Consider the following 4,834-nt stretch of genomic DNA (forward strand, 5'->3'; position numbering starts at 1 on the left):
AAGACGTCAAATCCCCCGCAAACAAGCGAACAACCGCCGCAACCCCGCCGCCGCAAGCTTTTGCTCATGACTGCGCAACAGGTCCTATACGGGAGAAGATGCCGGCAGGCAGATGAGGGCGGCGCCAACACCCGAAACAGGAGCGAATTCTTGTCAGAACGGCAGCCGATTCACGAGTAGTTTGCCGGCTAAGGTACCAGGCCCCACTTACTCCCGCTTCAGCCTTCGGCAAAGCTCATCGAGCTGCTCCAGCGTCCGGTAGGCGACGCTGATCACGCCGCCGCGCTGGTTGTGCTCGATCGTGACGATCATGCCGATCGTGCTGGTCATCTGCCGCTCCAGCGCCAGTGTGTCGGTATCCTTTTGCGGCGGTGCGGCGGGCGGGCGTTTTGCCGCCGGCGCGCCGACCGGCATCTGCGCCAGCGCCTCGGCCTGGCGCACCGAAAGCCCCTCATCGATGATCCGCTTGGCGAGCCCGGCCGGGTCGTCGGCCGTCACCAAGGTACGGGCGTGGCCGGCCGACAGCGCCCCATCGACCAGCATGTCGCGAATGACGTCGGGCAGCTTGAGCAGCCTCAGCGTGTTGGCGACATGGCTGCGGCTCTTGCCGATCACCTGGCCGAGATCGGCCTGGGTATAGCCGTGGTCGTCGATCAGCTGCTGGTAGCCCAGCGCTTCCTCAACCGGGTTGAGGTCGGTGCGCTGGACGTTTTCGATGATCGCCAGTTCGAGCGCCGTGCGATCGTTGACATCGCGCACAATGATCGGGATTTCGGTCAGCCCGGCGCGTTGCGCCGCACGCCAACGACGCTCGCCGGCGATAATCTCGTAGCGGCCCGTTTGGGTTTTCGACGGCCGCGCCACCACCGGCTGCACCACGCCGTGTTCGCGGATCGACTGGGCGAGGTCGGTCAGGTCGGCGTCGCCAAAATGCCGCCGCGGGTTTTTCGGGTTAGGACTGAGGAACTCGATCGGCACCTTGCCGTCGGCCGCCAGCCCCGGCTTTTCCGGTGCCGCCGGGCGATCGATTTCGCCGATCAATGCGGCTAGTCCCCGTCCCAGTCTCTTTCTCGAAGGGTCTTCGTTCATCGTCCGTCCAGATCGTTTCGGTATCGAATCGCTTGTTGGCTACTGTTAGGCGGCACGCAATTTGCGCTCGCGGCGGATCACTTCCGAAGCAAGCTGCAGATAGGCCTGGCTGCCCGAGCATTTGAGGTCGTAGAGAATCGCCGGTTTGCCATAGGACGGCGCCTCGGAAACGCGGACATTGCGCGGGATGACGGTTTCATAGACCTTATCGCCCATATGCGCCCGCACATCCTGCACCACCTGGTTGGCGAGATTGTTGCGCCCGTCGAACATCGTCAGCACGATGCCCTGGATCGTCAGATCGGGGTTGATCGAACGGCGCACCTGCTCGACCGTTTCCAAAAGCTGGCTCAGGCCCTCCAGCGCGAAAAACTCGCACTGTAGCGGCACCAGCACCGAATCGGCCGCGGCCATCGAGTTCAGCGTCAGCAGATTGAGCGAGGGCGGGCAGTCGATCAGCACATAGCCGAAATTGGCCGAACGCTCGGCCGAAGCCCGCAGCGCATTGCGCAGCCGCAGCACCCGATCCGGCGCCGAGGCGATTTCCATCTCGATGCCGAGCAGGTCGAGTGTCGACGGCACGATCGACAGGCCGGGCACCGCCGTCGGGATCGCCGCCGCTTCCAGGTCGAGTTCGCCGGTCAGCACATCATAGGAGGAGACGGTGCGGTCGCGCCGGTCGATGCCAAGCCCGGTGCTGGCGTTGCCCTGCGGATCGAGATCGACGATCAGCACCTGTTCGCCTATGGCGGCCAGCGCGGTGGCCAGATTGATGGCCGTCGTCGTCTTGCCGACGCCACCCTTCTGGTTGGCGACGGTGATGATTCGGGGGCCGTTCTTCATCATGGGTCTATGCCAGAAATTCATTCGGGGTCGCCGGTCACTAGCCAGGGTGCTGTCGCAAGTCGGATATTTCGAGAACGACGCCCTGCGCGTCGGTTACACTGGTATGTTCTACCAGATCGAAAGACCATCGTTGAGCGCTTTCTGCCACTTCGGCGCGGTAATCCCGGCCTTTGTGAAACAGGCCGCGCGCGCCCTTCGTCAGCCACGGCGCCGCCAAGTCGAGCAAGGTCGGCAACGACGCAAGCGCCCTGGCCGTGACGATTTGTGGTGCAGGAACAAGAGGATAGCTGTCGTCTATGCGCCGCGCGATGACCTTGGCAGGCAGGCTGAACTGTCCGACGACCGCTTGCAGGAACGATGCTTTTTTCCGGTTGCTTTCAACCAGGTCGATGCTGGCCCCTTCACGCTCGACCAGCAGAAAGGCCAGCACAAGCCCGGGAAAACCGCCGCCGGAGCCGAGATCGACCCAGCGCTTCGCGTCCGGTTTGATTCGCGCCAGTTGCGCGCTGTCGAGGATGTGGCGGCGCCAGACATCGTCCTGCGTCGATTGCGCGGCCAGATTGATCCGGCGATTCCATTTCTGGAAGACGGCCTCGAACTCGACCAGACGATCGAATGTTTCACGTGAAACCGGGCCTGCTGCCTGTTGCAGGTTCGCCCAGGACGCAGCGCTCACGCGACCTGCTTTCGCGCGGCCGCCTCGGCGTTGTGGACATGCGCGACGATAATCGCCAGCGCCGCCGGCGTCATGCCTTCCATACGCTGCGCGTCAGCGATGGAACGCGGCTGGCGTGCCAGCATCTTTTGCTTCAGCTCATTGGACAGGCCGGGAACAGAAGCAAAGTCGAGCGACTCGGGAATAAGCCGGCTCTCCTCAAGCCTGATCTGCGAGACGTCCGCCTGCTGGCGGTCGAGATAGACGGAATATTTGGCTTCCGTTTCAAGACGTTCGGCCGTTTTGGCGTCGATTGCTCCAAAAGCAGGTTCGATGCGCCCCAGCCAGGCGATGTCGACACCGGGATAGGCCAGCAACTCATAGGCCGAGCGGCGTACGCCGTCCCGGTTGATCTCGAGCCCATGGCGCGCCGCCTCATTCGGGGTCATCGTGGTGCCGAGGGCGAGCTGCCGCGCCTTATCAAGGTCTTGCACGACAGTGTTGAACCGCTGCATCCGCCCCGGCGAGGCGATCCCTAGTCTCATCGCCAGCGGCGTCAGCCGCTCATCGGCGTTGTCGGCCCGCAGCGATAGCCGGAACTCGGCCCGCGAGGTGAACATCCGGTAGGGTTCGGCGATGCCGCGGCTGGTCAAATCGTCGATCATCACCCCGATATAGGCTTCGGTGCGGCTCAGCACGATTTCAGCGCTCGCCGACGCCTTGCGCGCGGCGTTGACGCCAGCGAGCAGCCCTTGCGCGCCAGCCTCCTCGTAGCCGGTGGTTCCGTTGATCTGGCCGGCGAGGAAAAGCCCGGCGATCCGCTTGGTTTCCAGCGTCGGCTTGAGTTCGCGTGGGTCGACATGGTCATATTCGATGGCATAGCCGGGCTGCAGCATCGTTGCCCGCTCCAGCCCCGGAATGGTTTTCAGGATGTCGAGCTGTACGTCCTCGGGCAGGGAGGTCGAGATGCCGTTCGGGTACACTGTGTCGTCGTCGAGCCCTTCTGGCTCCAGAAAAATCTGGTGGCCTTCGCGGTCACCGAACTTGACGATCTTGTCTTCGATGGACGGGCAATAACGCGGCCCGACGCCTTCGATTGACCCCGAATACATCGCCGAGCGGCCAAGATTGGCGCGAATCAGCTCATGCGTGGCATTGGTCGTGCGCGTAATCCCGCAATGGATCTGCGGGTTTTCGATGCGGTCGGTGAGCAGCGAGAACGGCACGGGATCTTCATCCGCCGCCTGGCTCTCAAGCGACGCCCAATCGATCGTCCTGCCGTCCACCCGCGGCGGCGTGCCGGTCTTCAGCCGCCCGAGCCTGAAGCCGGCGCGGCTCATCGTCGCCGACAGGCCGATGCTCGCTTGCTCGTTCATGCGGCCGGCGACGATTTTCTTCTCGCCAATATGAATCAGCCCGCGCAGAAAGGTGCCGGTCGTCAGCACCACGGCGCCACAGGCGAGCCTGCTTCCATCCGCCAGCAGCACCGCCGCGATGCGCCCATCGTCGATTTCTCCGTCATTGATGTCGAAGTCCAGCACCTCGCCTTCAATGACATCGAGGCCGGCCTGCTGGCGGATTGCCGCCTGCATGGCGAGCCGATAGAGCTTCCTGTCGGCTTGCGTCCGCGGACCGCGGACCGCTGGCCCCTTGCGACGGTTGAGCAGACGGAACTGGATGCCGGCCGCATCGGCGACCCGCCCCATCAGCCCGTCCATGGCATCGATCTCGCGAACCAGATGGCCTTTGCCGAGGCCGCCAATCGCCGGGTTGCAGGACATCACGCCGATCGTGTCGAAGCGCAGCGTCACCAGCGCGGTTCTGGCACCAGCCCGCGCGGCAGCGCTGGCCGCCTCGCAGCCAGCATGGCCGCCACCCACCACAACCACATCATAGCGATTGGTCATCTGTATATTCCGATTCAAATCTGCCGACACATGTGCCCGCCGGGACGAGCTGTCAAGAACAGAGAGGCTTCAGGCGCATAACTGCGCTGACCATTGCAGATAGAGAACGCCCGGCGCTGCCCTGTCTGCCTTCTCCCCTTGTGTGAGAAGGTGGATTTGGCGCGCGGCGCCAAGACGGTTGAGGGGTGCTGGATGGAGCACCGTCGGTGCCAAGCTGGAACACCCCTCATCCGACCGAGCTTCGCTCGGCCACCTTCTCCCCTTGTGAGGCCTTTGCACAGAATCGGATTGGTGATTCTGTGGCGTGGTCGCTACGGGAGATTCGCGGATGGTTGAT

4 protein-coding genes are annotated in these 4,834 nt (G+C 63.5%); all 4 read right to left on the reverse strand.

Features of this window, described 5'->3' with window-relative positions:
- Nucleotides 1-207 precede the first annotated feature (207 nt).
- Genes NKH01_RS34835 through mnmG form a run of 4 tightly spaced genes read right to left on the reverse strand, consistent with a single transcriptional unit; the run spans nucleotide 208 to nucleotide 4,497 of the window.
- Nucleotides 208-1,089, reverse strand: a complete 882-nt coding sequence (locus tag NKH01_RS34835) for a ParB/RepB/Spo0J family partition protein (RefSeq protein WP_353024709.1) — start codon at nucleotides 1,087-1,089, stop codon at nucleotides 208-210.
- A gap of 45 nt (nucleotides 1,090-1,134) precedes the next feature.
- Entirely contained in the window at nucleotides 1,135-1,935 is an 801-nt protein-coding gene (locus NKH01_RS34840) for a ParA family protein (RefSeq protein WP_084642633.1), read from the reverse strand.
- A gap of 37 nt (nucleotides 1,936-1,972) precedes the next feature.
- Complete coding sequence (gene rsmG / locus NKH01_RS34845) at nucleotides 1,973-2,611, reverse strand: 16S rRNA (guanine(527)-N(7))-methyltransferase RsmG (protein WP_353024710.1); 639 nt, start codon at nucleotides 2,609-2,611, stop codon at nucleotides 1,973-1,975.
- Entirely contained in the window at nucleotides 2,608-4,497 is a 1,890-nt protein-coding gene (gene mnmG / locus NKH01_RS34850) for a tRNA uridine-5-carboxymethylaminomethyl(34) synthesis enzyme MnmG (RefSeq protein WP_353024711.1), read from the reverse strand. The genes rsmG and mnmG overlap by 4 nt, the downstream gene beginning before the upstream one ends.
- Nucleotides 4,498-4,834: the final 337 nt, after the last annotated feature.

This window comes from Mesorhizobium sp. M1403 (assembly GCF_040317695.1).
In the GTDB taxonomy this organism is placed as follows: Bacteria; Pseudomonadota; Alphaproteobacteria; order Rhizobiales; family Rhizobiaceae; genus Mesorhizobium.

What these genes read in the sequence shown, in the direction of transcription:
- mnmG (WP_353024711.1), bottom strand. Translation starts at nt 4,497, where the DNA reads ATGACCAATCGCTATGATGTGGTTGTGGTGGGTGGCGGCCATGCTGGC.
- NKH01_RS34835 (WP_353024709.1), bottom strand. Translation starts at nt 1,089, where the DNA reads ATGAACGAAGACCCTTCGAGAAAGAGACTGGGACGGGGACTAGCCGCA.
- NKH01_RS34840 (WP_084642633.1), bottom strand. Translation starts at nt 1,935, where the DNA reads ATGATGAAGAACGGCCCCCGAATCATCACCGTCGCCAACCAGAAGGGT.